24 protein-coding genes and 1 pseudogene are annotated in these 23,117 nt (G+C 59.6%); 15 read left to right on the forward strand and 10 right to left on the reverse strand.

The genetic code is table 11. The features are described from left to right. Positions 1–73 precede the first annotated feature (73 nt). Positions 74–637: a TIGR01841 family phasin gene (phaP, locus tag KW849_RS22615; RefSeq protein WP_115948105.1), complete on the forward strand. Its 564-nt coding sequence runs from the start codon at positions 74–76 to the stop codon at positions 635–637. Positions 638–672: 35 nt separating this feature from the next. Here the strand turns inward: phaP and phaR are convergent, their stop codons facing one another. Beyond that, complete coding sequence (gene phaR / locus KW849_RS22620; RefSeq protein ID WP_218431342.1) at positions 673–1,206, reverse strand: polyhydroxyalkanoate synthesis repressor PhaR; 534 nt, start codon at positions 1,204–1,206, stop codon at positions 673–675. A gap of 343 nt (positions 1,207–1,549) precedes the next feature. On the opposite strand from phaR, the gene KW849_RS22625 reads away from it, so the two are divergent. The 8 genes and pseudogenes from KW849_RS22625 to KW849_RS22660 all read left to right on the forward strand — a co-directional run bounded on the left by KW849_RS22625 (position 1,550) and on the right by KW849_RS22660 (position 4,396). Next, positions 1,550–1,744 carry a type II toxin-antitoxin system HicA family toxin gene (locus tag KW849_RS22625; RefSeq protein ID WP_218431343.1) on the forward strand — a complete coding sequence of 65 codons (195 nt, stop codon included), beginning with the start codon at positions 1,550–1,552 and terminating at the stop codon, positions 1,742–1,744. Beyond that, a complete protein-coding gene (locus tag KW849_RS22630; protein WP_218431344.1) occupies positions 1,741–2,073 on the forward strand; it encodes a type II toxin-antitoxin system HicB family antitoxin in 333 nt (110 codons plus the stop codon). The genes KW849_RS22625 and KW849_RS22630 overlap by 4 nt, the downstream gene beginning before the upstream one ends. 62 nt (positions 2,074–2,135) lie before the next feature. Further along, positions 2,136–2,282, forward strand: a pseudogene (locus tag KW849_RS22635) (6-aminohexanoate hydrolase); the annotation flags it as partial. Beyond that, entirely contained in the window at positions 2,279–2,599 is a 321-nt protein-coding gene (locus KW849_RS22640) for a YbjQ family protein (protein WP_108218940.1), read from the forward strand. The pseudogene KW849_RS22635 and the gene KW849_RS22640, both read left to right, overlap by 4 nt. Positions 2,600–2,746: 147 nt before the next feature. After that, complete coding sequence (locus KW849_RS22645; RefSeq protein WP_218431345.1) at positions 2,747–2,935, forward strand: hypothetical protein; 189 nt, start codon at positions 2,747–2,749, stop codon at positions 2,933–2,935. A gap of 312 nt (positions 2,936–3,247) precedes the next feature. Next, positions 3,248–3,616: a hypothetical protein gene (locus KW849_RS22650; protein WP_007988063.1), complete on the forward strand. Its 369-nt coding sequence runs from the start codon at positions 3,248–3,250 to the stop codon at positions 3,614–3,616. Positions 3,617–3,729: 113 nt separating this feature from the next. Then, entirely contained in the window at positions 3,730–4,197 is a 468-nt protein-coding gene (locus KW849_RS22655) for a glycine zipper domain-containing protein (protein ID WP_218431346.1), read from the forward strand. Between the two features lie 16 nt (positions 4,198–4,213). Then, positions 4,214–4,396, forward strand: a complete 183-nt coding sequence (locus tag KW849_RS22660; protein ID WP_218431347.1) for a hypothetical protein — start codon at positions 4,214–4,216, stop codon at positions 4,394–4,396. A 51-nt stretch (positions 4,397–4,447) separates the two neighbouring features. Here the strand turns inward: KW849_RS22660 and KW849_RS22665 are convergent, their stop codons facing one another. Next, positions 4,448–7,756 carry an RHS repeat-associated core domain-containing protein gene (locus KW849_RS22665; protein ID WP_218431348.1) on the reverse strand — a complete coding sequence of 1,103 codons (3,309 nt, stop codon included), beginning with the start codon at positions 7,754–7,756 and terminating at the stop codon, positions 4,448–4,450. A 248-nt stretch (positions 7,757–8,004) separates the two neighbouring features. Here KW849_RS22665 and KW849_RS22670 point away from each other — a divergent pair, with 248 nt between their 5' ends. Continuing rightward, the gene (locus tag KW849_RS22670; protein WP_218431349.1) at positions 8,005–8,700 is read left to right on the forward strand and encodes an HAD-IA family hydrolase; all 696 of its coding nucleotides are present in this window, start codon (positions 8,005–8,007) and stop codon (positions 8,698–8,700) included. An 80-nt stretch (positions 8,701–8,780) separates the two neighbouring features. Here the strand turns inward: KW849_RS22670 and KW849_RS22675 are convergent, their stop codons facing one another. Then, positions 8,781–9,527: a 3-oxoacyl-ACP reductase family protein gene (locus tag KW849_RS22675; protein ID WP_218431350.1), complete on the reverse strand. Its 747-nt coding sequence runs from the start codon at positions 9,525–9,527 to the stop codon at positions 8,781–8,783. A gap of 124 nt (positions 9,528–9,651) precedes the next feature. Here KW849_RS22675 and KW849_RS22680 point away from each other — a divergent pair, with 124 nt between their 5' ends. Continuing rightward, the gene (locus KW849_RS22680; protein ID WP_218431351.1) at positions 9,652–10,575 is read left to right on the forward strand and encodes a LysR family transcriptional regulator; all 924 of its coding nucleotides are present in this window, start codon (positions 9,652–9,654) and stop codon (positions 10,573–10,575) included. A 132-nt stretch (positions 10,576–10,707) separates the two neighbouring features. Here the strand turns inward: KW849_RS22680 and KW849_RS22685 are convergent, their stop codons facing one another. From KW849_RS22685 to KW849_RS22695, 3 genes are all read right to left on the reverse strand, one after another. Further along, positions 10,708–11,436, reverse strand: coding sequence for an aspartate/glutamate racemase family protein (locus KW849_RS22685; RefSeq protein WP_218431352.1), 729 nt, complete (start codon positions 11,434–11,436; stop codon positions 10,708–10,710). Between the two features lie 55 nt (positions 11,437–11,491). Further along, a complete protein-coding gene (locus KW849_RS22690; RefSeq protein ID WP_218431353.1) occupies positions 11,492–13,033 on the reverse strand; it encodes an NCS1 family nucleobase:cation symporter-1 in 1,542 nt (513 codons plus the stop codon). Positions 13,034–13,590: 557 nt separating this feature from the next. Beyond that, positions 13,591–14,331, reverse strand: a complete 741-nt coding sequence (locus KW849_RS22695) for a phosphoadenylyl-sulfate reductase (protein WP_218431354.1) — start codon at positions 14,329–14,331, stop codon at positions 13,591–13,593. Positions 14,332–14,504: 173 nt separating this feature from the next. Here KW849_RS22695 and thrH point away from each other — a divergent pair, with 173 nt between their 5' ends. Next, the gene (gene thrH, locus KW849_RS22700) at positions 14,505–15,122 is read left to right on the forward strand and encodes a bifunctional phosphoserine phosphatase/homoserine phosphotransferase ThrH (protein WP_108218929.1); all 618 of its coding nucleotides are present in this window, start codon (positions 14,505–14,507) and stop codon (positions 15,120–15,122) included. Between the two features lie 86 nt (positions 15,123–15,208). Here the strand turns inward: thrH and pabB are convergent, their stop codons facing one another. The 4 genes from pabB to KW849_RS22720 all read right to left on the reverse strand — a co-directional run bounded on the left by pabB (position 15,209) and on the right by KW849_RS22720 (position 19,844). After that, entirely contained in the window at positions 15,209–16,552 is a 1,344-nt protein-coding gene (pabB, locus tag KW849_RS22705; RefSeq protein ID WP_218431355.1) for an aminodeoxychorismate synthase component I, read from the reverse strand. Positions 16,553–16,780: 228 nt separating this feature from the next. Next, on the reverse strand, positions 16,781–17,767 hold the full coding sequence (locus KW849_RS22710) for an alpha-L-glutamate ligase-like protein (RefSeq protein ID WP_218431356.1): 987 nt from the start codon (positions 17,765–17,767) through the stop codon (positions 16,781–16,783). Next, complete coding sequence (locus KW849_RS22715) at positions 17,767–19,302, reverse strand: inactive transglutaminase family protein (RefSeq protein ID WP_218431357.1); 1,536 nt, start codon at positions 19,300–19,302, stop codon at positions 17,767–17,769. Before KW849_RS22715 ends, KW849_RS22710 begins: the two co-directional genes overlap by 1 nt. 5 nt (positions 19,303–19,307) lie before the next feature. Then, positions 19,308–19,844: an ATP-dependent zinc protease gene (locus tag KW849_RS22720; protein ID WP_108218925.1), complete on the reverse strand. Its 537-nt coding sequence runs from the start codon at positions 19,842–19,844 to the stop codon at positions 19,308–19,310. 297 nt (positions 19,845–20,141) lie between these two features. Between KW849_RS22720 and KW849_RS22725 the strand changes: the two genes are divergently transcribed. The 3 genes from KW849_RS22725 to prpC all read left to right on the forward strand — a co-directional run bounded on the left by KW849_RS22725 (position 20,142) and on the right by prpC (position 23,024). Continuing rightward, positions 20,142–20,861, forward strand: coding sequence for a GntR family transcriptional regulator (locus KW849_RS22725; RefSeq protein ID WP_218431358.1), 720 nt, complete (start codon positions 20,142–20,144; stop codon positions 20,859–20,861). Then, positions 20,858–21,748 (forward strand): methylisocitrate lyase, encoded by an 891-nt coding sequence (prpB, locus tag KW849_RS22730; RefSeq protein WP_108218923.1) that lies wholly within the window; start codon positions 20,858–20,860, stop codon positions 21,746–21,748. The genes KW849_RS22725 and prpB overlap by 4 nt, the downstream gene beginning before the upstream one ends. 148 nt (positions 21,749–21,896) lie before the next feature. Next, positions 21,897–23,024 (forward strand): 2-methylcitrate synthase, encoded by a 1,128-nt coding sequence (gene prpC, locus KW849_RS22735; protein ID WP_218431359.1) that lies wholly within the window; start codon positions 21,897–21,899, stop codon positions 23,022–23,024. Positions 23,025–23,117: the final 93 nt, after the last annotated feature.

Raw genomic sequence — 23,117 nt, forward strand, 5'->3', positions numbered from 1 at the left:
AGCGCGATGACCGGCAGGATCGCTATCGCGTCCTCTGGCCCATGTAGGCCTTCCAGCATCAGGAGATTCAAGCATGTCTTTTTTTAACTCGGAAAAATTGCAAGACGCTCAGAAAGCCAACCTAGACCTCCTGCAGCAAATCAGCGGCAAAATCTTCTCCAGTGTTGAACAGTTCAGCCAATTGCAGTTCAAGACATTGCAGGCCGCCACCGAGGAGCAGTTCGACGGCTTTCGCAAGCTGCTGGCAGTCCGTGATCTACAAGGGCTCGCCGAGCTCCAGACTTCTTTCACCCAGCCAAATGTGCAAGTTGAACGCCTGGCTGAGTTCAATCGCCAAGTGCAAGCGTTGATTGTCGGCACTCACTCGGAAATCGCCAAACTGACCTCGCGTCAGGTCGAGGCGGGCACCCAGCAGGTGCAAGAGTTCGTTGAAGTGATCAGCAAGAATGCACCGGCTGGCTCCGAGCCTGTTGTGGCCGCGTTCAAGTCGTCGCTGGCGAATGCCGGTACCGTTTTTGAAAGCGCACAGAATGCCGTAAAACAGGCTGCTGACGTTGCCCAGAGCAGTTTTGACGCAGCGACCGCCGCAGCCGGCAAAACCGCTCCTGGTGCCAAGGCTACAAGCGGTAACAAGTAAGTCACATTAAAGCGGATACACTGATGGCGATGGGTTTACTCCCCATCGCCATTTTTTTTCGGCCCGCTACCGGCACCTGGCTTGCCTGGTGGCATGCCGCCGAACAGGCCGAAGAGGTTCTGAGTGTTCAGGTAGAGGGCTTTTGACTGGTCGACATACTGGCGCATCAAATCCTGCATGACCGGTGCTTGCTGGTGCATGAACTCGCTCCAGGCTTCAGATGACTGAGCGCCGGTCTGGGACTGGATGTCGATGACCGTCTGGATGCTTTTATCCAGGTAGCTGCCGAGGACGCTCTGGTAGGGACCGTAGAACTGGATAATCCCCATGAGCATCTCGCTGGAGAATATCGGCTCACCGCCACTTTCGGCTTCCAGAATGACCTGCAGCAAAATACTTCGGGTCAGATCCTCGCCAGTCTTGGCGTCGACCACCTCGAACGGGATTTTATCGACGACCAATTGGCGTATATCCGCAAGGGTCAAATGACTGCTGGTGTGCGTGTCATACAGACGGCGATTCGGGTACTTCTTGATCAGACGGGTGGTGTTCCGACTGTTATCTGTCATGCGGGGCTACTCACGGCAAGCCTGATTTGCAGGCATCTTATCCTACTCTGATCACTGCCACTCCAATGCGTCGCCTCACGCGACACGTGCTGGGTGATCAGCGTAAGAACTTTCTTCATCTTTTGAGTGCTGAGCTTGCGAGGTTGGCCACTTCGAGGCAGGGTCGTTCAATCTCTCAAATGGATAAGCGGTGTTTTTTTACGCACGCGTTAGAGGCTTCTCCCGCGCATCAGCGATGTCATTCGCGGTTGCTAAATCTTGTACGGTATCATGATGTAATACCGCTAATAATAAACAACTCAGCACCCTCAAAGCCTTATTTCCAAGACCCACCCCGGCCACCTTGGAGTGGTCCCGCATTGAATCCTTGTTCAGCGCTGCCGGGGCCATAACCATCGAAGGTAATGGATCGCGGGTACGTTTTGAACTGAACGGAGTGGTCGCCACCTTCCACCGGCCGCACCCCGACAAAGAAGCCAAGCCCTATCAGGTGCTTGACGCCCGGGCTTTTCTTGAACAAGCAGGAGTTACCCCGTGAACGTAATGAACTACAACGGCTACTCAGCCCGGATCGAATACAGCGATGAAGACGGTCTGTTCGTCGGCCACATTGCGGGCATCAAGGATGTTGTCGGGTTTCACGGCGAGTCAGTCAAAGAACTTCGCACCGCACTCGAAGAGGCCGTCACCGATTATCTGGAGACTTGCGCCAAACTCGGCCGCACCCCACAGAAACCCTATTCAGGCCATCTCAGTCTGCGCCTGGCCCCAGCCCTTCACGCGACGGTTGCCGTGAAAGCTCAGCTAGCCCGCAAAAGTATCAATCAGTGGGTCGCTGATGTTCTTGATCGCGAAGCCCATGCTTAAACAGTGAACAAGCCTGTCCGGCTGTAGAGCGCTCTAACTCTTCGAACAGAATCGACATCATGCAGCGTATCTACGTCGACCCGAAGGCCGATATGGTCATCGTCCGCTACGCATCCCATCCGGTGGCCAGCAACTCGGCCAACGATTCCGTCACGTTGCCGGCGTTTGATGCACTGGCTGAATTTCTGAACAGGAAGGAACACCCATGATCACCACCACAACCCACTCCATTGAAGGCCGACAAATTACCGCCTACCTGGACATCGTCAGCGCCGAGTCGGTGCAAGGGATCAACGTCGTCCGTGACGTGTTTGCCGGGATGCGCGACTTTTTCGGCGGGCGTTCCCAGACACTGGAGCGGGCGTTGAAGGAGGCGCGCATTCAAGCCACCGATGAGATCAAGGAGCGGGCGCAGGCGCTTGAGGCGGACGCGGTGGTCGGGCTTGATTATGAGATCAGTATGCCGGCCGGCAAAGGCGGGATGGTCGTGGTGTTTGTGACCGGGACTGCGGTCAAGTTGAGGTGAAAGGTGAAAGGCCATTCGTCGGTCACGGGGAAATCCGAACGGCAGGTCCATTGGTGACCGGCTAGTCTCAAAAACCTTGGCGATCGATATTCTTTCAGGCAAAGGGCTTGCCAGTGTCGATCCCGTTTGTTGAAAAGGGGTGAAGAGATGGCTGATCCGTATATCGAGGACGATGGCGCAGAGTTTCCGATCAACAATTGCGTGCAGTGTGGCCAGACCCAGTATGTGGCCAGCTTCGGCGAGGACCAGACTGAGGTCGACAAGATCAAGACCAGGGCGTGCCGGATACTGAAGGGCAAATTCTTACCCAGGGTGACAGCACCGGTCAGGAAGTAATGGAACGTCAGGCAGACCCCGTCATTGAGCGGGGTTTTTAATGTCTGAAAGGGTTTTATGACAATTTCTTCAAAGTGGTGATCTTTCACAAACTTTTCACAGCAGTCTGCGTAATCTCGACTCATCCGTTAGAAAGCAACACCTGGCCCGTTTCCCCAGCGGGCTTTTTTTTGTCCGTCATAAAACCTTTTCCTAAAGTGCTGTCCAACTGTCGCCAACCGCGAAGTTGGACCGGCGTGCTGGACTTTATCCGTGCAAAAGCATTCAATCTCGCCCCCATTTTTGTTTACCCCTATTTTCGAGGTTTTTGTCATGCGTTTAACACTGCCCGCTCTGGTTCTGGGGCTTCTGGTTGCTCAAGGTGCAATGGCTGGTGACGGCACTGCCGCGTTGGGCGGTGGCTTGGGCGGCGCATTGGGTAACGTGGTCGGTCAGAAGATGGGCGGCAGCACTGGCGCAGCGATTGGTGCAGGTGTCGCTGGCGCGGCGGGCAGCGCTGTTGCCGCCAAAAAAGGTCATCGTACCAGCGCTGCTATCGGTGGCGGTGTCGGCGCCGCCGGTGGTTCGGTGATCGGTAACAGCCTTGGCGGCAAGTCCGGTGCCACCATCGGTGCAGGCCTGGGCGGCGCATTGGGCGGCGGCGTGGGCAGCAATCTGGCCAATGGTCACAAGCGTCACTGATCCTGATCCAGATTTGAACAGAGCCCGGCTTGATGCCGGGCTTTTTCATTTATGAACGTTTCACGCAGCAGCCGCTCAAATCTCCCATACTCCTGAAGAATGCGAGGCGTGCCATGAATCCGAAAACCAACGGCAATAAAACCACAAGCCTGAGTGCTCGACGATTGATGTTGCCTGCGATTGTTTTCGGATTGCTGGTCTCTCAGGTGGCGCTGGCGGGAGGTAATGGAGATGCCGCGGTGGGCGGTGGTCTTGGTGGGGTGCTGGGCAATGTGGTCGGTGGCCAGTTGGGCGGCAGTACTGGTGCAGCGGTTGGTGCGGGTGTCGGCGGAGCGGCCGGCAGTGCCATTGCCGCGCCCAGGCACAGTCGCACCGAGGCGGCGGTAGGCGGTGGTTTGGGCGCGGCGGGTGGATCGGTGGTCGGCAACAGTCTTGGCGGTTCGACCGGATCGGCCATCGGTGCAGGCCTGGGCGGTGCAGCCGGCGGTGCGGTCGGCAATGATCTGGGAAGTGACAGCGGTCACTCCCATTCCGGTAACGGTTATAAACATTCGAACAAGCACCACAAAAAGCATCACTAGTTGAGCGAGGCATCCCATGACTGCGAAAAGCGAAGGCAAGGAAGAAAAGGGCCCGAGCGGACGGCCATCTATCAACGATCCCGGCAATGAAGATCCGGGATCGCTGATGGATGATGCGACGGTGCCGCTTAACGATGCTGATGATTTGGGCGATGTGGGGAATATTGAGTTGGAAGATGAGGAAGAGGACGAAGATTGATCGAGTCGTGTTGCCGGATTGACTGGTTGTCTAGCTGATCGAATGCGTCCATTACTCAGTCCTCGATATGTCGTGGCCTGAGTCTGCGTGATGCAAGTATCGGTTTGGAGGTTTTGGAGAGGGCGCATGGGGTCCTCCCTCATCAACCTTTGCCCCACCCACCCCATTTGTCGCCGAGCCCCCGGCCTTGTTCGCCAGTGGACAGTTCCCCCTCGACCCCAGCGGATCAACCCACCCGGTCGGGTTTCGGGTGTACCGATACGGGTTCAACCCTGCGGCCAACTTGACCGGATTCGGCGTCAGATAACGACCGATGTCCGGATGGTAATAGCGATGCCGATTGTAGTGCAGGCCGCTCTCAGCATCGAAGTATTGCCCCTGAAACCGTAACGGCTGTTCGAGTCGTTCGCCGTCGCCGTCGCCGTCGCCGTCGCTCAGTTCGCGCAGTTTGCCGTGGGCGGTGTATTTGGCCGACCAGACGACGCCGCCGCCGTAGCTGGTCAGTTCCTGCGGGGTACCGAGGTGGTCGAGTTGGTAGTAGAGCGGGCAGGCGCCTGCTCGGCCTTTGCCGTCGAGCAGCGCCAACGGGCGGAAGCTGCCGGGCTCATAGACGTAGCTGCGGTAGTGTCGGGGACTGCTTTCGGCGATGAGTTGATCGCCTTGCCAGAAGAATTGCGTGGTCTGGCCGTCGACGGTTTTGCCGATACGCCGGCCGAACGCGTCGTAGCAGTAGCTGACACGTTTACCGTCCGGGGTGCTGACGCCGATCAGGCGGTGCTGGCTGTCGTAGGTGTATTCGGTGACCTGGGTCGGCATACCGCGGCGTTCGCGGATCAGGTTGCCGAAGGCGTCGTAGTCGTAGTGGCTGTCGTAACGGCGACGCAGACAGTTGCCCTGGAGCACACACGGGCCGGGGCGGTCGTGGATCAGCAGGTTGCCGGCCGGGTCGTGGGTGAAGTTCTCCGCGAACTGGTCGCGGGTGTGGCGTACGCCGGTCAGGCGGTCGAGCGCATCGTATTGGTAGCGACGTGAACCGTGGCGGCTGTCGGTAATCTGCAGGAGGTTGCCCTTGATGCTGTAGGCATACTTGCGGCGATACAGCGGTCGTTGCTTTTGGCTGACGGCATGGGCCTGCAAACGACCTTGCTCGTCGTAGGTGTAATCGCTGAGCAGCAGACCCTGTTGGCGTTGCTGTTCGCGCCCGCCGACAAAGCGATGGCTGGTCAGGCGCGTGCCGTTGAGGTCGATGGCCGTGAGGGCGCCTCCCTTGGCGTGGTGGTAGACGAGGACACAGGCGTCCGGCAGGCGCAGGCGCTTGAGCCGACCGCAGGCGTCGTAGCCGTAACGCAGGGTGCCCCGGCCCTGATGTTCGGTGATCAGCCGGTCCTGGCGGTCGTATTCGAACGCCAGCGGATGGTTCTGGCCGTCATCGACACTGACCAGCCGCCCGAGACTGTCGTAGCGGTACTCGACCTTGACCCCATCGGGCAAGGTTTTGACCAGTAACCGCCCAGCGCTGTCACGTTGATAACCGGTAACCAGCAGCGAACCGTCGTCGCCAAACTCGGTTTTCTCCAGCAATTGGCCATTGAGGTCGTAGCTGTAGGCGGTACGACGGCCATCAAAGCCGGTTTCCTGTCGGATCAATCCGCCTGGGGTGTAATCCAGCCGGTAAATGTCGCCAACCTCGTTTTCGATCTCGGTGAGCAACAATTGCGCATGTTCGTAGCGGTATTTCAGCGCGCTTCCGTCGGGGTTGATCCGACGGCTGACCAGGCGCAGGTCGTCGGCGTATTCGTAACGGGTTACCCGTCCCAGTTCGTCGGTGTCGGCGGTGACCTGGCCATAGGCGTTGTAGCGATAGGCTCGACGGGCACCGGAGGGCCGCGTGGTCCGGGTCAGTCGACCCACGGCGTCCCATTCATAACCGGTGACGGCACCGTGTTCGTCCTGCCGGCTAATCCGCCTTCCTAACGCATCGTAGGAAAAAGTGCGCTGGGCACCGTCCGGCAGGGTCTCTTCCAGCAATTGTCCCAAGGCGTTCCAGACAAACCGGTGACCGCTCTGGTCGGGGAAACGGATCGTCAGCAAGCGCCCCTGCGAATCGTAGAAATAGCGGGTGATCTGCCCGTCGGGATCGGTGACGGCAGTGATGTCGCCCTGGGCATTGCGCTGGTAACTCCATGTCGCCTGACCGCAGGTGCGGGTATGCAGGAAACCGTTGCGATACTCGTAGGACGTGAGCGCCTCATCCGGCGCAAGCCGCGCGATCAGCCGGCCGACCTCGTCATAATGGTATTCGGTGACAGCGCCGAGGGCGTCCTGCTCGGCGATCAGGCGGCCCTGATCGTCGTAGGCCTTGTGGCGCTCACCGCCGTCCAGCCCGACGTGGTGTAGCAACGGTGCGCGGTCGTCATGAACGTAAACCTCTTCGCTACCGTCGGCGTTGTTCACCGTCACGCCGCCTTTATCGTCCCAGACGTAGCGCGCCTCCATCTGCGCAAACGAGGCCCAGTGATGAATGCAGCGGGCCGCCTTGCCGGAGCGTTCCCAAGCCCAGAAGAAACTCGCGCCGCCAGCCAATTGCCGTTGCAGGATGACGTGCCGCTCGTCGTAGTCATAGCGCTCGCTTTCACCCGCGGCATTGGTCGCCTCGATCAGACGCTGGCGGGCGTCGTAGCGGTAGCTGACCAGTGTCTGTTCGGTGCGCCAGGTGTACGCCTCGGGGCCGCTGCGCTGAAACACCTGATAATCGACGGCCATCAGGTGCTTGAGGTCGTAACGCAGCAGCAAGGCGCGGTCAGCGCCGTTGTCCAGGCGTTGGATCCGGTCAAGGCGGTCCCGCTGCACCGTCACGTGGTTGCCGTAGGCGTCGCTGATCGCACTGAGCCGGCCGTCATGAAAGTGGTAGAACCGCGCGCGGTCGCCGGCCAGGGCGAGGATCAGTTCATCCGGCTCCTCGCCGAGGTAAATCGCCGCCCGCGACAGGCTGTTGTGGATCACCGGGCGCGTCGCCGTCGGCCGTGGAAATGGCGTGCGGTGGTTTTCGGGGTCGATCCACAGCACCTGTTCGTCGTGGAGCACCAGGTGCTGGGACAGCGAATGGCTCCAGCCAAAACCGAGGCCGGTGTCGAGTTCGACGGCACTGGTGCGATAGATGCGGGTGAAGTCGAACGGCAAGATCCCGTCGAGGGTGCTGTCCGTGAGGGTCAGCAATACCTCGCCAGTGACCATCGAAACCGGGCAGTTGTGGGTGGCGGTGTGCTCGACGGTGTCGGTGCTGGCGGCGGTTTCGACCCTGTGCATCCGTGTCAAGGGGCCGCTGGCGGGGCATGCCAATACCTTTTTGGGATCGAACATCTGCAGACTTTCGCTTGGCGGAATGTGGGACGTGAAACTCTGCGGAGGATTTTCAAGGAAAGAAGTCGGGAAAGTTGGCGTTTTCTGTAGGGCGATTCACCAAATCACGCAGTGCCATTCGACGTGGATCAGGATTTCATCGTTGCTCTAAGCCAGCGGCGCTCGTTATGCTGCTGAATCCTTTAATCCATCCGGGAGTCGGCCTCAGCTGCGTCGGCCGGGATGCCTTGGAAAACGGATCAGATGCGATGAATGCACCACTAAAAGCATTCGGCCCGATCAAGGCCGTGATTTTCGATATGGACGGCTTGTTGCTGGACACGGAGGGCATCTACACCGAAGTCACGTCCATCATCGCCGCACGTTACGGTCGAACCTTCGACTGGAGCATCAAACAGAACATCATTGGCCGGGGCGCGGGCGATCTGGCGCGCTATGTGGTTGAAGCGCTGGATTTGCCGATTACGGCACAAGAGTTTCTGGTGATCCGTGAGCCGTTGATGCGCGAGCGCTTTCCTACAGCGCAAGCGATGCCTGGTGCACAGGAACTGGTACGGCATCTGAAGGCCAACAACATTCCCATTGCCGTGGGCACTAGTTCTTCGAGCCAGTCGTTCGGCCAGAAAACCACCCTGCACCGCGACTGGTTCGCCTTGTTCGACTTCATCGTCACTGCCGATGACCCCGAGGTGGGCGCGGCCAAACCGGCACCGGATATTTTCCTGACGGCGGCGCGGCGTCTGGGTGTTGCACCTGAAGATTGCCTGGTGTTCGAGGATTCGCCCTTTGGTGTTACGGCGGCGAAAGCTGCGGGGATGACGGCGATTGCAATTCCGGATGCGGCGATGGCCGATGCCAGGTACGCACACGCCGATGGCATTCTTCGTACGTTGAAGGCGTTCGAGCCGGGCGTATTTGGATTGCCGGCGCTTGAATGGGCCTAGCTAAATAGACGGTCGACAATGGCAAGTGTGGGAGCGGCGGTGCGGCGATCCCACAGTTATTGGCAGTTGGCTGACACGCATCAGGCGCCGAAACCGCCGTCGATGGTCAGGCTCGCGCCGGTGATGTAGCCAGCCTCGGGACCTACGAGGTAAGCGACGAAACTGGCGATCTCTTCGGCCTTGCCGTAACGGCCCACGGCCATCAACGGGATCAGGCTCTCCGCAAAGTCACCGTGGGCCGGGTTCATGTCGGTGTCGACCGGACCCGGTTGCACGTTATTGATGGTGATGCCTTGCGGGCCGAGATCACGGGCCAGGCCTTTGGTCAGGCCGACCAGTGCCGACTTGCTCATGGCGTATGGGCCCCCACCGGCGAAGGGCATGCGGTCGGCGTTGGTGCTGCCGATGTTGATGATGCGTCCGCCTTCGGTCATGTATTTGGCGGCGGCCTGGGTGGCGATGAACACGCTGCGCACGTTGATGGCCAGGGTCTGGTCGAAGTCTTCGAGTTTGAACTCGGCCAGCGGTGCGACGGCCAGTACGCCGGCATTGTTGACCAGGATATCCAGGCGACCGAAAGCGTCTACCGTGGCGGACACGGCGCCGCGAATGGCGTCGGCGTCGGCGCTGTCGGCCTTGATGGCCAGGGCCTTGCCGCCTTTGGCGGTGATGCTGTGTTGCAGTTCTTCAGCTTTCGCCGTGGAGCTGACATAGGTGAAGGCAACGGTCGCGCCTTCAGCAGCCAGGCGCTTGACAATGGCTGCGCCGATGCCGCGGGAACCACCTTGAATCAATGCCACTTTGCCGCTGAGGTTCTGAGTAGTCATGTCGATCTCCAAGTCCCGAGGCGAGATGTCCCGGTTGATGGAGGCTAGTATCGATTCAGGATTCCATGCTGTGTAGACCATAGTTGCGATAGTCTGTGTAAACCAAAAGTTTATAGTGGCTCCTATGGAAACCTTCAGCAGTATCGAATGCTTTGTGCGCAGCGCTGAGGTCGGCAGCTTCGCCGAAGCCGCGCGGCGTCTGAGCCTGACACCGGCGGCGGTAGGCAAGAGCGTCGCCAAGCTCGAAGCGCGGCTGGGCGTCAGATTGTTTCAGCGCAGCACTCGCAGCCTGACGCTGACGGAAGCCGGCCAGTTGTTTCTCGGCGAAGTCAGCGGCAGCCTGCACACCATCCAGAATGCCGTGGCCAATCTCGCCAGTGCCGGAGGGCGTCCTGCCGGAACATTAAAAGTCAGCATGGGCACGGTGTTCGGGCGCTTGTACATCGTGCCGTTGCTCGGGGAGTTTCTGCGGCGCTTTCCGGCAATCAACCCGGACTGGCATTTCGACAACCGACAGGTCGACCTGATTGCCCAGGGCTTCGACGCCGCGATTGGCGGCGGATTCGAACTGCCTCAGGGCGTGGTGGCACGCAAGCTGACACCGGCCCATCGCGTGTTGGTGGCTTGCGCAGAGTATCTGGCGGCGCGGGAGGCAATCGTCGAGCCGGACGATCTCAAGTATCACGATGGCATCCTCATTCGCTCGCCGCAGACCGGTCGCGTGCGTTCCTGGCAGTTGACCAGTCGTAGTCAGCAACACAGTCCATTGACCCTCAAGGCGCGGATGACCATGAGCGATTCGGAAGCTGCCTGCGCCACGGCGACCCAGGGTTTGGGCATTGCCTTGGTGAGCATGCCGTTTGCCGTGGGTTATCTGGAGGCGGGGACATTGCAGCGGGTGTTGCCGGACTGGTATGTCGACGACGGCAACATTTCTATCTACTACGCCGAACACAAACTGCTGCCCGGCAAGACCCGGGCGTTTGTTGACTTCGTCATCGAGAAGTTTGCCGAGCGGGGGTTGGGGCAGCGGTTCAGTGCGGTTTGAGGTAGGCTCAAGACCGAGGTGCGGCCATCGCGGGCAAGCCACGCTCCCACAGGACTTGCGTCGTATGACGATAAGGTGAACGACGCAGAACCTGTGGGAGCGTGGCTTGCCCGCGATGAACGATAACGCGGTCTACCGGGCAAACCGCCCCGGCCAGCCAATGATGTTCTTCGGCCGCGGTGTCGCATAAGTCCGCACCTTCGAGGTCGACAATCCAAGGCGCACCAACGATTCGGCAATGGTCACTGCCGCCGTCACGCCATCCACCACCGGTACCCCGGTACGCCGGCGAATCTGCTCATCCAGCCCGGCCATGCCACCGCAACCCAGGCAGATCACTTCGGCCTTGTCATGGGTTACCGCCAACTCGGCCTGATGCACGATGGCCTCCAGCGCCCGCTGTGGTTCGTGTTCCAGTTCCAGAACTGCCAGCCCACTGGCGCGCACCGAGGCACAGCGGTCCCAGAGCCCCGAGAGTTTCAGCCGATCCTCGATCAGCGGCACAGTGCGATCAAGGGTGGTAACAACTGAGTAGGCATGACCCAGAAACATCGCAGTGCTCGCTGCCGCATCAGTGATGTCCACCACCGGCACATTGAGCAGTTCCTGCAAGCCTTCACGGCCGTGTTCGCCATAGCCGGCCTGGATCACGGCGTCGAATGGCTGGTCGTAGGACATCACCCGATCCATGACCGCGATGGCCGCCAGGTAGCTTTCGAAATTGCCTTCGATGGAGTCGGCGCCGAAGTACGGGGTGAGACCGACGATTTCCGTGCCGGGCGACGCGACGGCTTGCGCCGAACGCGCGATGGCCTGGGTGATGGATTCGGTGGTGTTGACGTTGACCACGAGAATGCGCATGGGAGTCCTTATTGCAGTTGGTTCTGCGGCCCGACAACGCCGGGCCGCAACAGGATCAGTGGCTGACGTTGTCGACGGCGATGGCTTCGCCGCTGACATCGGCGTAGTGCGGTTGGCGCTTGGCGATGATCAGGTAGAGCATCCCGGCGATGCCGGCACCAATCAGCCAGGAGAACGGCGACACGCTGTGGAACCCTGGCACCAGGGCCAGGACGATGGCGATCAGCGCGGCGGGAATGAACGCCGCCACAGCGCGCAAATTGACCCCGCGGCTGTAGTAATAGGGGCCGTTCGGGTCTTCGCTGTACAACTGCGGCACGTTGACCTGGCCTTTTCGAATCAGCCAGTAGTCGACCATGATCACCCCGTACAACGGGCCGAGCAGGGCACCGAGGCCGGACAGGAAATACACGATCACCAGCGGGCTGTTGTAGAGGTTCCACGGCAGGATCAGCACGGCGATGGTCGCGCTGATCAGCCCGGCGCGGCGGAAAGTCAGGTACTTCGGCGCCAGGTTGCTGAGCACGAACGCCGGGGCGACGAAGTTGGCCATGATGTTCACCGCCACGGTGACGATCAGGAACGCCAGGCAGCCGAGCACCAGGAAGAAGGTGTTGGGGATCGAGGCGATGATTTCGGTCGGGCTCTCGATGATCCGGCCATTGATCTGAAATTGCGCGCCGCACAGCAGGACGGTGATGCTGGCGAACACCAGGATATTCACCGGCAAGCCCCAGAAATTTCCGACCTTGATGGTCTTGCGGCACGGCGAAGAGCGGGCGAAGTCGCAGAAGTTGAGGATCAGCGTGCCGTAGATCGCCAACCACAACGCGCCACCGGCAAAGATGTTGCGCCACATCTCAGCGCCAGTCAGCGGCTCACGGATCGACCAGGCAATGGTCGCATCGGCCTGGGTGTACATCCACGCGGCGAGGGCGGCGACGGTCAGCAGAATCACCGGGCCGGCAAATGCCTCGTAGCGTCGCACCATTTCCATGCCGTAGGCGAGGATCGCCAGTTGCACGAACCAGATGGCGACGAAACACACCCAGCCCAGGGTCGACAGGCCGAGGATGGAGTTGTGGTCGTAGTCGGCGAACCCGGGATGGACCGCCGTCAACAACACGCGAAACACCACGGACGCAAGGTACGTCTGAATACCGAACCAGGCGATGGCGATCACGGCGCGGATCAACGCAGGAATCTGCGCCCCATGGATTCCGAAACTGATCCGGCTGATGACTGGAAACGGCACCCCGGTTTTCTGGCCCATGTAGCCAGACAGGTTCATGAAGCAATACACCAGCGCCGCACCGATCCCCAGGGACAACAGGATCTGCCAGCCGCCAAGGCCCAGGGCATACAGACCGATGGCGAAGGAGTAGTTGGCAATGTTGTGAACGTCGTTGGTCCACAGGGCGAAGATGCTGTAGCGACCCCAGCGCCGGCCTTCGGTCTTGGTCGGGGCGAGATCCTTGTTGTGCAGTCGGGGGCTGAGCACGACAGGGGCGTGATGCGCCTGGTTGTCGGCAGTGTGGGTGGAATGGGAGGAGGGTAGATCCAGCGCGATGTTGTTATTGGAGAGACTAGTACGCATTCCGGCAGGCTCCTGATGCTCGACATCGCGATGACTGTGCATGAGCGTTGGCTCGACAAATCTTCGTCGCGGGTGGCGAATATCACTGGTTACGGGGCATCTGCAGCCTGTACGGGATAGGGCGCTTCAGGCTTGCGGATCTAAAGTGTGTGTATGTTTTGATTTGATTGTATACAAAACATGCATGCACTTAAGCCAGATCCATGCCAGTCGCGATTCTATAAAAAACAGTGCTCATTTCGTATTGTTATAGAAAACGAATAACTGATTGAAAAATAGAAAATTTAAATTGACCGATTGAACAAGTATTTATTTTTTGAGAGGGAAGATGTGGGCGAGGTGATGAGAAAGGAGATGTAACTTTTTGGGGCATGAAACTAAAAGTGCACACAAAAATGGCACCGATGGTGACATTTCTGTGTACACATTTTTTTGAAGCTGCAGATAACACTGTAGGAGCGAGCCTGCTCGCGATGAACCCGAGAACGCAGCGGGGTATCAGGCACCCCGCGTTATCGTTGGCGACCATCGCGAGCAGGCTCGCTCCTACAGTGGGTTTACGTTTTGGATTTACTGATGATATTCCCCGCATGCAGCCCGCATTCCTTCTGCGTCGCTTCTTCCCACCACCAGCGACCTTCACGCTCATGCTGGTTTGGCAGTACCGGGCGGGTGCAGGGTTCGCAGCCGATGCTGATGAAGCCGCGTTCGTGCAGGCTGTTGTACGGCAGTTCCAGCATGCGGATGTAGCCCCAGATCTCTTCGCTGGTCATTTGCGCCAGCGGGTTGAACTTGTACAGGGTGCGTTCCGGGGTGGAGAACGCGGTGTCGATTTCCATCACCGCGACGGCGCTGCGGGTGCCGGGGCTCTGGTCGCGGCGCTGGCCGGTGGCCCAGGCTTTCACGCCGGACAACTTGCGGCGCAGCGGTTCGATCTTGCGGATGCCGCAGCATTCGCCATGGCCGTCCTTGTAGAAGCTGAACAGGCCTTTTTCCTTCACGAAGGGTTCAAGTTTCGTGTGGTCCGGCGACACCAGTTCGATGTCGATCTTGTAGTGCTCGCGCACCTGATCGATGAAGCGGTAGGTCTCGGGGTGCAGGCGGCCGGTGTCGAGGCTGAACACCTTGACGTTCTTGTTCAGCTTCCAGGCCATGTCCACCAGCACCACGTCCTCGGCACCGCTGAAAGATATCCACAGGTCATCGCCGAACTCGGCAAACGCGAGCTTCAGGATGTCCTGGGCGGATTTGTTGGCATAGGTCGTGGCGAGTTCCACGACGTCGAACGTTGGGCTCATCAGGGCGGCTTCCTACAGGTCAGTGGCGCTGGGCGCTCTCTATGGGGTCGATGGTAACAAAAAGCTGCGCGGGCCGGGGCATCCTCTGCGTTGCGCAGGCAGGTCCGAGTCGCTAGAGTTCGGCAGGCTTTATGCTCGCTCGACTCAATAATCAATACAAATGGGAGTGTCTTGTGGAAATTGCCTGTCTGGATCTTGAAGGTGTGCTGGTCCCGGAAATCTGGATCGCCTTCGCCGAAAAAACCGGGATCGAATCCCTCAGGGCCACCACTCGGGACATTCCCGACTACGACGTGCTGATGAAGCAGCGCCTGCGGATTCTCGACGAGCACGGCCTGAAACTTTCCGACATTCAGGAAGTGATCGCCACGCTCAAGCCACTGGACGGCGCCATCGAGTTCGTCGACTGGCTGCGCGAGCGCTTCCAGGTAGTGATCCTGTCGGACACCTTCTATGAGTTCTCCCAGCCACTGATGCGCCAACTGGGCTTCCCGACCTTGCTCTGCCATCGTCTGATTACCGACGACAGCGGGCGTGTCACTGGCTACCAGTTGCGTCAGAAAGATCCCAAGCGTCAGTCGGTCCTGGCCTTCAAGAGCCTCTACTACCGGGTGATCGCGGCGGGGGATTCCTACAACGACACCACGATGCTGGGCGAGGCCGATGCCGGGATTCTGTTCCATGCGCCGGAAAACGTGATTGCGCAGTTCCCGCAGTTCCCGGCGGTGCACACGTTTGAAGAGCTGAAGCAGGAGTTCATCAAGGCTTCGAACCGAACTTTGAGCCTGTAAACCCGATCCCTGTAGGAGCTGCCGCAGGCTGCGATCTTTTGAACTTGATCTTAAAAAACAAGATCAAAAGATCGCTGCGCAGGGTGTCAGAGGTTTTGCAGGGTATCGAGCAACACCTTCACCTTGGTAATCGATTCCTGATACTCAGCCTGCCACTCCGAGTCCGCGACAATCCCGCCACCGCCCCAGCAACACACCTGCCCGTCCTTGACCAGCAAACTGCGGATGGCGATGGAGCTGTCCATCTCGCCGCGCACGTCCAGGTACAGCAACGAACCGCAATACAGTCCACGTCGGGTCGGTTCCAGCTCATCGATGATCTGCATGGCGCGAATCTTTGGCGCGCCGGTAATCGAACCGCCGGGAAAGCTGCCGGCGATCAGGTCCAGGGCATCGCGCCCATCCGCCAGTTCACCGGTTACGCTGCTCACCAGGTGGTGCACGTTCGGATAGCTTTCCAGGCTGAACAGTTCCGGCACCCGAACCGAACCGGTGCGGCAGGTCCGGCCGAGGTCATTGCGCAGCAGGTCGACGATCATCAGGTTTTCCGCGCGATCCTTAGGGCTGGCCAGCAGTTCGGCGGCGTTCGCGGCGTCTTGCTCAGGTGTCAGGCCCCGCGGGCGAGTGCCCTTGATCGGGCGGGTTTCCACATGACCCTGGCTGACTTTGACGAAGCGTTCCGGCGACAGGCTGAGTACGGCATCGCCGTCAGGCAGGCTCTGAAAACCGGAAAAAGGCGTCGGGCACGCTGCGCGCAGCGCACAGTAGGCGGCCCACGGATCACCTTGGCAGGGTGCGCGAAACCGTTGGGCGAAGTTGACCTGGTAACAGTCGCCGGCCTGAATGTATTGCTGGATGCGCTCGATTGCCTGTTGATACTGGTCAGCGCTCAAGTCGGCAGTTATCGAGGTGAGCAGTTTGAAGGGCGCGACCACTTCCGGTGCAGGCTGGCTGAACAGATCGATCAGGCGCTGGCGCTCGCCGGTGGGCAGTGTCGGGTGGAACACCAATTGGCTGGTCAGCGAAAGGTGATCACTGACCAATGCCCAGCCGTACAGGCCGAAACGTGCGTCAGGCAGTTGCAGGTCGTCCCGTGCCTGGCTCGGCAGGCGCTCCAGATGTCGGCCGAAATCGTAACTCAGGTAGCCGATCAAACCGCCGGCAAAGGGCAGCTCATAAGGTGCTGGCAGAGTGGCCTCGCCCAGGCGTGTCAGGTTGTCGCGCAGGCGTTGCAGGAAGGCGTCGCCACTTTCGTCGGGCGATACCGTCAGTTGTTCCAGTGGCCAGGCGCTGAGCAGGTCATAGCGACCGCGATCAGCACTGGGGCGGCCGCTGTCGAGCAGCACGGCGCCGGGGGCATGGCGAATCGCCGCGAAGTACTCGGCGGGGTTGGCGCGATAGGGCAGCGGGTGTACGGAACAGGTCAGCATGGGCGAGGGAGATCAGCCATTGAGGCGGGGTGGCGATTGTAGTCCCCTCGGAGAATTGCTCCTAGAGGGGATGTCGGGGAATGGCTGGTTGGGGGGGGGATTGAGGGATGCGGTGACTGTGAAACCGCTATCGTCGGAACGCCGCCCGGAGCAAGCTCGCTCCCACAGGGAATGGCGCCGTCCTTGTGGGAGCGAGCTTGCTCGCGATAGGCGCAACTCGGTTTCGGATCAGCCTTCAACCGCAGGAATATGCCCAAACATCTCTTGCACAAACGCCACACGCTCTTTGACCGATTCGGTCACGCCACGAGCCTTCAGGTCTTCCAGTCGTGCTTCCACCGCATGAGTACGCAGCGTTAACCCGCAATCGTTGGCAATCTGGATATTCAGCCCCGGCCGGGCGTTGAGTTCAAGAATCAACGGGCCTTTTTCCTGGTCCAGGACCATGTCGACACCGATGTAGCCCAACCCGCACAACTCATGACAGCCAGCGGCGAGTTTCATGAAACCGTCCCAGTAGGGCAGTTGCACGCCATCCACTGCATTGGTGGTGTCCGGGTGTTTGTTGATGATGTTGTTCAGCCAGGTGCCGCGCAGGGTCAGGCCGGTGGCCAGATCCACACCGACGCCGATGGCGCCCTGGTGCAGGTTGGCCTTGCCGTTGGACTGACGGGTTGGCAAGCGCAACATGGCCATCACCGGGTAGCCCATCAAAACAATGATGCGAATGTCCGGCACGCCTTCGTAACTGATGCTCTTGAAAATCTGGTCCGGAATCACGCGGTATTCGATCAGCGCCCGGTCGCGGTGGCCGCCCAGGGAATACAGGCCGGTCAGGATGCTGGAAATCTGATGCTCGATTTCTTCATGGCTGATGATTCGACCGGACACCGAGCGATAGCGGCCTTCAAAACGGTCGGCGATGACCAGGATGCCATCGCCGCCAGCGCCCTGGGCCGGTTTGATCACGAAGTCACTGCGTGTACCGATGATCTCTTCGAGATTGTCGATTTCCTTCTCGGTGGAGATTACGCCATACAGCTCGGGCACATGGATGCCGGCGGCGATGGCGCGCTCCTTGGTGATGATCTTGTCATCGACGATCGGGTACAGGCTGCGCTTGTTGTACTTGAGCACGTAGTCTGCGTTGCGCCGATTGATCCCCATGATGCCCCGGGCTTCCAGGGCCTTCCAGGTCTTCCAGAGGCCGAACATCAGGCGTCAGCCTTTTTCAGGAAAGCCTTGAAACGCATCAGTTCGGTCAGGCGATAACCGCGATAACGCCCCATGGCCAGCATGAAGCCCACCAGGATCAGCAGGATCGCCGGGAAGGTGAACACGAAGTAGACCAGTTCCGGCACGGTCATGATCAGGTGCGCCAGGGACGCGGCGAACAGAGTGCCAATAGCGACTTTCATCGCATGGCCGCCGCCTCGCTCTTCCCAGGTGATCGACAGGCGTTCGATGGTCATGGTCAGGATCACCATCGGGAACAGCGCCACCGACAAGCCGCGCTCCAGGCCGAGTTTGTGGCTGAACAGGCTGATGGCTGCGATCAACACCACCACAAAGGTCAGCACCACCGACAGTCTCGGCAACATTTGCAGCTTCAGGTGTTCGAGGTAGGACCGTAGCGAGAGCCCCAGCGCCGTGATGATGGTAAACAGCATGATGCCGAAGCCGAGCTGGGTTTCGCGGAAGGCCAGGGCGATCAGCACCGGGGTGAAGGTACCCAGGGTCTGGATGCCGATCAGGTTGCGCAGGATCAGGATCACCAGCACGCCGATCGGGATCATCACCATGATCATGAAGGTCTGCTGGGTTTGCAGCGGCAGGCCGTACAGCGAGTATTCGAGGAAGTTTGCGTCGGTGTTTTCGTCGGTCAGCTTGGCCAGGCGAATGGCGTTCATTTCGCTGTTGTTCAGGCTGAAGGTCACGTTGGCTTTCTTGCCGCCGTCGACGGTGATCAGGTTTTCGTCGCCGGTCCACCACAGCAGGCGGTCGGTCGGCAGGCCCTGTTCACCGGTTTCCGGGTTGAAGTACAGCCAGTCGGTGCCATTGAAACTGCGCAGCCACAGTTCCGGTATTTGCGGCTGGTCGGCCACCAGACGAATGGTGTGGACCTTCTCGATGGGCACGTGGGCGATGGACAGCAGCAACTCGACGATTTTTGCCTTGTGTGCGGTGGACGGATCACCGGCCAGCAACAGCTTCACGTTGTCGTCGTTGAGGTTGTTGACCCGCTTGATGGATTCGCCGACGAAGGTTTCGACGTCGGCCGAGTGCTGGCGAATCGGTGCGAGCAGGGCTTCGGCGGCGATTTTTTCCGGACCTTCGATGGTCATGCTGTCGCGAAAGGTCGGGCCTTTGATCTTGGCTTTCTCACCGGAGTAACGCTTGGTCAGCACCAGGCGGTAATACAGCGTCTGATTGCCTTTGGCCCGGCGCGCCGACCAGGTGACCTTGCGGTTGCCATCGACCCGGTTCACGGCCACGCCGTAGTTATTGGAGATGAAGCTCTCGTTGAGGCTGACGAAGTCGCGGCTCAGCGGTGGCACGAACATCTGGATCTTGACCGGGTCCTTGGCACTGGCGACGAACTCGACCTTGGCGTCGATGTTCCACAGGTCGTCAGTGGCGTCTTCGGTCACCGGGATGCCCAGCACGAAGATCTGATAGGCCGTAACTGAAATGCCCAGCACCACCAGGATGGCGATCAGCAGTTTCAGATGAAGGGTAAGAGAGCGCATTTGAATTACTCGGCGGTATAAGCGTCGGTGGTGCAGGCGGGTTTGCCGGCAGCATATTTAAGGCTGGGGTCGACCAGTGCATCGAAGCGCTTGAGGGCTTCGGAGCCAATCAGTAGCGGGTATTGGAAAGCGCTGCGGTCGGTCAGGTTCACTTCGATGCTGCGCAGGGCCGAGCCCATGCAGATATCCAGTTCGATCACCGGACGGGCGGTGTACTTTTTGCCTTCTTCGGGAGCGTAGTCGCCGGCCCGGCGCTTGATCTTGCTGACACGGGCCAGCGGGCGTTCGATCGGATGCGAATGGGCGGTGTCGATGGCCAGATAGAAACGCACCCACGACTCGCCGTTGCGTTTGAAGCGTTTGATATCCCGCGCACTCAGGGACGCGGTTTTCGCCCCGGTGTCGAGTTTGGCCGCCACTTCCAGGTCAATGCCATTGAGCGACGCATACTCATTGAGGCCATACAGGGTCTTTTCGCCGGCCATTGTAAAACCGGGCAGGCAAAGGAAATAAAGGAAGGCAGGGAAGGGCTTGAGTCTCATAAATCCTGGTGCGCAGCGGTCCGACTTGATTCAAGGCCCTGGCATCGCTGCGCAAGCTCCCTCGTATGCCTGTCAGGTTTTCATGACAGGCAGTGCAGATGTGACAAACAAATGCGGGCGGCATTCTAGCACGGTAGTTTGATGGCGCCAGCGCTGGCCGGTGGCTATAAACAGAGGGGTTGCTTCGTTATGGTGCAGCCGGTTATCAGAAGATTGTCGACAATATCGATTTAACCTTTGACTGTGTCGCCTGTATTCGTTAGTTTTTGCGGCATTGGCTCACAAGGTGTCGACAATATGCTGGATCAACTCGATCCCCCCGTTTCAACGCAAGACGATACGGAGACCCTGTCCGAGAACGTCTTCCGTCGCATCCAGGCGGCTATCGTCAAAGGCGAGATTGCGCCGGGCAGCAAAATCTCCGAACCGGAGCTGGCGCGCACCTACGGCATCAGCCGGGGCCCGTTGCGCGAGGCCATCCACCGTCTGGAAGGCCAGCGCCTGTTGGTTCGTGTGCCGCATGTCGGCGCTCGGGTGGTGTCGCTCAATCACGCCGAACTGATTGAACTCTACGAAATCCGCGAATCCCTGGAAGGCATGGCTTGTCGCCTGGCCGCCGAGCGCATGAGCCTCGAAGAAATCGACGAGCTGCGTCGGGTCCTGGAAACCCACGAGCGCGATGAGGCGTTTCAGGCAGGTAGAGGCTACTACCAGCAGGAAGGCGATTTCGACTTCCATTACCGAATCATCCAGGGCAGCGGCAACCGCACGCTGACCCAAATGCTCTGCGGCGAGCTCTATCAACTGGTGCGCATGTACCGCATCCAGTTTTCCACCACGCCCAATCGCCCGCACCAGGCGTTCGCCGAGCACCACCGGATTCTCGATGCCATCGCCGACCGTGACGGTGAACTGGCCGAGTTGTTGATGCGCCGTCACATCGGCGCCTCCAAACGCAATATCGCCCGTCATTATCAGGACGGCGCTAACCCGACAGCCAAACGAGGTGAGTCATGAGTTTGAACAAGAGCACACCAGGCCAGCGTTTCCGCGATGCGGTCGCCAGCGAACACCCACTGCAAGTGGTCGGTGCGATCAACGCCAACCACGCGCTGCTGGCCAAGCGCGCCGGTTTCAAGGCGATCTACCTGTCGGGTGGCGGGGTGGCTGCCGGCTCCCTCGGCGTGCCTGACCTGGGCATCACCGGCCTGGATGACGTGCTGACCGACGTGCGCCGTATCACCGATGTTTGCGACCTGCCATTGCTGGTGGACGTGGACACCGGTTTCGGTTCCTCGGCGTTCAACGTCGCTCGCACCGTCAAATCGATGATCAAGTTCGGCGCCGCGGCGATTCACATCGAAGACCAGGTTGGCGCCAAGCGCTGCGGCCACCGTCCTAATAAAGAGATTGTGACCCAACAGGAAATGGTCGACCGCATCAAGGCCGCCGTCGATGCGCGTACCGATGACAGCTTCGTGATCATGGCCCGTACCGACGCCCTGGCGGTGGAAGGCCTGGAGTCTGCCCTGGATCGCGCTGCTGCGTGCATCGAAGCCGGCGCCGACATGGTGTTCCCGGAAGCCATCACCGAGCTGGACATGTACAAGCTGTTCGCCAACCGCGTGAAAGCGCCGATCCTGGCCAACATCACCGAATTCGGCGCGACGCCGCTGTACACCACCGAGCAACTGGCCGCTGCCGACGTATCGCTGGTGCTGTACCCGCTGTCGGCGTTCCGTGCCATGAACAAGGCCGCAGAAAACGTCTACACCGCGATCCGTCGCGACGGCACTCAACAAAACGTCATCGACACCATGCAGACCCGCATGGAGCTTTACGATCGCATCGACTATCACACTTTCGAGCAGAAGCTCGATGCGTTGTTCGCCGCGAAGAAGTAATCGAACCTTTTATATGTAGGAGCGAGCCTGCTCGCGATGGACGTCAACGATTACGTGGTGTCCCTGATGCACCGAGGTGTTACATCCACCTTCGCGAGCAGGCTCGCTCCTACAGGTTTCTCTGACAAAAAGAATATTGGAGACAAAAATGGCCGAAGCAAAAGTACTCAGTGGCGCCGGGCTCCGTGGCCAGGTAGCCGGGCAAACCGCACTGTCCACCGTGGGCCAGTCGGGTGCCGGTCTGACTTATCGTGGTTATGACGTTCGTGAACTGGCGGCTGACGCACAGTTCGAAGAAGTCGCCTACCTGCTGCTGTATGGCGAGCTGCCGAACAAAGCACAACTGAACGCCTACATCGACAAGCTGAGCAAGCTGCGCGACCTGCCGCAAGCCTTGAAGGAAGTGCTGGAACGTATCCCCGCCGACGCCCACCCGATGGACGTTATGCGCAGCGGTTGCTCGTTCCTCGGCAACCTGGAACCGGAGAACGACTTCTCTGAGCAGCACGACAAGACCGACCGCCTGCTGGCCGCGTTCCCGGCGATCATGACTTACTGGTATCACTTCAGCCACGAAGGCAAGCGCATCGATTGCGTAAGCGACGAGCAGTCCATCGGCGGCCACTTCCTGCACCTGCTGCATGGCAAGAAGCCGAGTGAGCTGCACGTCAAGGTGATGAACGTTTCGCTGATCCTCTACGCGGAGCACGAGTTCAACGCATCGACCTTCACCGCACGTGTTTGCGCGTCGACCCTGTCCGACCTGTATTCGTGCATCACCGCGGCCATCGGCTCGCTGCGCGGCCCGCTGCACGGCGGCGCCAACGAAGCGGCGATGGAAATGATCGAGCGTTTCTCGTCGCCGGAAGACGCGATCAAAGGCACCCTCGGCATGCTCGAACGCAAGGACAAGATCATGGGCTTCGGCCACGCGATCTATAAGGACAACGATCCGCGTAACGAGGTGATCAAGGGCTGGTCGAAAAAGCTCGCTGACGAAGTGGGTGACAAGGTGTTGTTCCCGGTGTCCGAAGCCATTGACAAGACCATGTGGGAGCAGAAGAAACTGTTCCCGAACGCCGACTTCTACCATGCCTCGGCGTACCACTTCATGGGCATTCCGACCAAGTTGTTCACGCCGATTTTCGTCTGCTCGCGCCTGACCGGCTGGGCCGCCCACGTGTACGAACAACGTGCCAACAACCGCATCATCCGTCCAAGCGCCGAGTACGTCGGCGTTGAACAGCGCAAGTTCGTACCCATCGAACAACGCTGAATGGTGAGGGCCGGCACAGGTTACTGAATGAACCGGTAACCCTGTAGGAGCTGGCTTGCCAGCGAAGACGATCTGTCATTCAACATGTTCGTT

Source organism: Pseudomonas sp. PDM26, assembly GCF_019219185.1.
GTDB lineage: Bacteria > Pseudomonadota > Gammaproteobacteria > Pseudomonadales > Pseudomonadaceae > Aquipseudomonas.

What these genes read in the sequence shown, in the direction of transcription:
- phaR (WP_218431342.1), bottom strand. Translation starts at nt 1,206, where the DNA reads ATGACAGATAACAGTCGGAACACCACCCGTCTGATCAAGAAGTACCCG.
- KW849_RS22720 (WP_108218925.1), bottom strand. Translation starts at nt 19,844, where the DNA reads ATGAGACTCAAGCCCTTCCCTGCCTTCCTTTATTTCCTTTGCCTGCCC.
- KW849_RS22650 (WP_007988063.1), top strand. Translation starts at nt 3,248, where the DNA reads ATGCGTTTAACACTGCCCGCTCTGGTTCTGGGGCTTCTGGTTGCTCAA.
- prpB (WP_108218923.1), top strand. Translation starts at nt 20,858, where the DNA reads ATGAGTTTGAACAAGAGCACACCAGGCCAGCGTTTCCGCGATGCGGTC.
- KW849_RS22690 (WP_218431353.1), bottom strand. Translation starts at nt 13,033, where the DNA reads ATGCGTACTAGTCTCTCCAATAACAACATCGCGCTGGATCTACCCTCC.
- KW849_RS22695 (WP_218431354.1), bottom strand. Translation starts at nt 14,331, where the DNA reads ATGAGCCCAACGTTCGACGTCGTGGAACTCGCCACGACCTATGCCAAC.
- KW849_RS22655 (WP_218431346.1), top strand. Translation starts at nt 3,730, where the DNA reads ATGAATCCGAAAACCAACGGCAATAAAACCACAAGCCTGAGTGCTCGA.
- KW849_RS22680 (WP_218431351.1), top strand. Translation starts at nt 9,652, where the DNA reads ATGGAAACCTTCAGCAGTATCGAATGCTTTGTGCGCAGCGCTGAGGTC.
- KW849_RS22715 (WP_218431357.1), bottom strand. Translation starts at nt 19,302, where the DNA reads ATGCGCTCTCTTACCCTTCATCTGAAACTGCTGATCGCCATCCTGGTG.
- KW849_RS22660 (WP_218431347.1), top strand. Translation starts at nt 4,214, where the DNA reads ATGACTGCGAAAAGCGAAGGCAAGGAAGAAAAGGGCCCGAGCGGACGG.
- KW849_RS22725 (WP_218431358.1), top strand. Translation starts at nt 20,142, where the DNA reads ATGCTGGATCAACTCGATCCCCCCGTTTCAACGCAAGACGATACGGAG.
- prpC (WP_218431359.1), top strand. Translation starts at nt 21,897, where the DNA reads ATGGCCGAAGCAAAAGTACTCAGTGGCGCCGGGCTCCGTGGCCAGGTA.
- KW849_RS22710 (WP_218431356.1), bottom strand. Translation starts at nt 17,767, where the DNA reads ATGTTCGGCCTCTGGAAGACCTGGAAGGCCCTGGAAGCCCGGGGCATC.
- KW849_RS22665 (WP_218431348.1), bottom strand. Translation starts at nt 7,756, where the DNA reads ATGTTCGATCCCAAAAAGGTATTGGCATGCCCCGCCAGCGGCCCCTTG.
- KW849_RS22675 (WP_218431350.1), bottom strand. Translation starts at nt 9,527, where the DNA reads ATGACTACTCAGAACCTCAGCGGCAAAGTGGCATTGATTCAAGGTGGT.
- KW849_RS22685 (WP_218431352.1), bottom strand. Translation starts at nt 11,436, where the DNA reads ATGCGCATTCTCGTGGTCAACGTCAACACCACCGAATCCATCACCCAG.
- phaP (WP_115948105.1), top strand. Translation starts at nt 74, where the DNA reads ATGTCTTTTTTTAACTCGGAAAAATTGCAAGACGCTCAGAAAGCCAAC.
- KW849_RS22640 (WP_108218940.1), top strand. Translation starts at nt 2,279, where the DNA reads ATGATCACCACCACAACCCACTCCATTGAAGGCCGACAAATTACCGCC.
- pabB (WP_218431355.1), bottom strand. Translation starts at nt 16,552, where the DNA reads ATGCTGACCTGTTCCGTACACCCGCTGCCCTATCGCGCCAACCCCGCC.
- KW849_RS22670 (WP_218431349.1), top strand. Translation starts at nt 8,005, where the DNA reads ATGAATGCACCACTAAAAGCATTCGGCCCGATCAAGGCCGTGATTTTC.
- KW849_RS22645 (WP_218431345.1), top strand. Translation starts at nt 2,747, where the DNA reads ATGGCTGATCCGTATATCGAGGACGATGGCGCAGAGTTTCCGATCAAC.